Raw genomic sequence first — 1,125 nt, forward strand, 5'->3', positions numbered from 1 at the left:
GCCGCTGTGCGGCGTGCACGTAGGCCTGCGCAGCCAGCGATGCCGGCGCGGCAGCGGTAATCGGCGTGCCGGCATCGCCCTGCTCGCGGATGCCGATTTCCAACGGCAGCGAGCCCAGCAACGGCACCCCGTACTGCGCGGCCATGCGCTCACCGCCGCCCTCGCCGAACAGATGCTCCACCTGGCCGCAGTTGCTGCAGGTGTGCACGGCCATGTTCTCCACGATGCCCAGCACTGGCACCTCCACCTTCTCGAACATCTTCAGCGCCTTCCTCGCATCCAGCGTGGCGATGTCCTGCGGCGTGGTGACGATCACCGCACCGGCCAGCGGAATCTTCTGGGTGAGGGTCAGCTGGATGTCGCCGGTGCCYGGCGGCAKGTCGATCASCAGGTARTCCAGATCGTCCCAGAGGGTGTCGTTGAAGAACTGCGTCATCGCCGAGGTGGCCATCGGACCGCGCCAGATCATCGGCGTCTCGTCCTCGATCAGGTAGCCGATCGACATGGTCTCCACGCCGAACGCGCGCATCGGCTCGATCGACTTGTTGTCCGGACTCTCCGGACGACCACTCAGGCCCAGCATCGCCGGCACGCTGGGGCCGTAGATGTCCGCGTCCAGCAGACCCACGCGCGCACCGAGGCTGGCCAGCGCCACCGCCAGGTTCACCGCCGTGGTGGACTTGCCCACCCCGCCCTTGCCCGAGCCGACCGCGATCACGTTGCGGATGCGCGGATGCGGGCTGAGACCCTTCTGCACCTGGCTGGCGTGGGGGCGACGCGTCTGGCTGCTGCTCACTGCATGACTCCGGGGAAAACGCATGGAACCGGTGACTATACAACCTTGTCCGACGCCGATCCCTGTTTGTGCCGCCCGCACAACGGTGCCGGTTGGCTGCACTCGGAGACGACCGTAGAGGGTGGTGGGCCCCTCTGACCAGCGCGCGCTGGTGACCGGTGACAGGGTTTTGAGCCGCGTTGACGGACCGCATCCAGGGATGGCGCTCGCACCTGAAACTGAATGAAAATCGAACGATTTTCATGTCCTCGTCAGAGGCAGGCCACGATTACTCGTCGAAATAATTTCAAATGAAACAAATATATCGTCTATCAATCAATCACTTGCGC

The 1,125-nt window shown here is 64.4% G+C and carries 1 protein-coding gene; it reads right to left on the reverse strand.

All coding sequences use genetic code 11. The features are described 5' to 3' along the window. Nucleotides 1-796 (reverse strand): iron-sulfur cluster carrier protein ApbC (gene apbC, locus ACXJKH_RS20990; protein WP_457322276.1); only part of this gene is annotated, 796 nt, incomplete at its 3' end. Nucleotides 797-1,125 lie beyond the last annotated feature (329 nt).

The sequence above is a fragment of the Stenotrophomonas sp. P5_B8 genome, assembly GCF_054049855.1.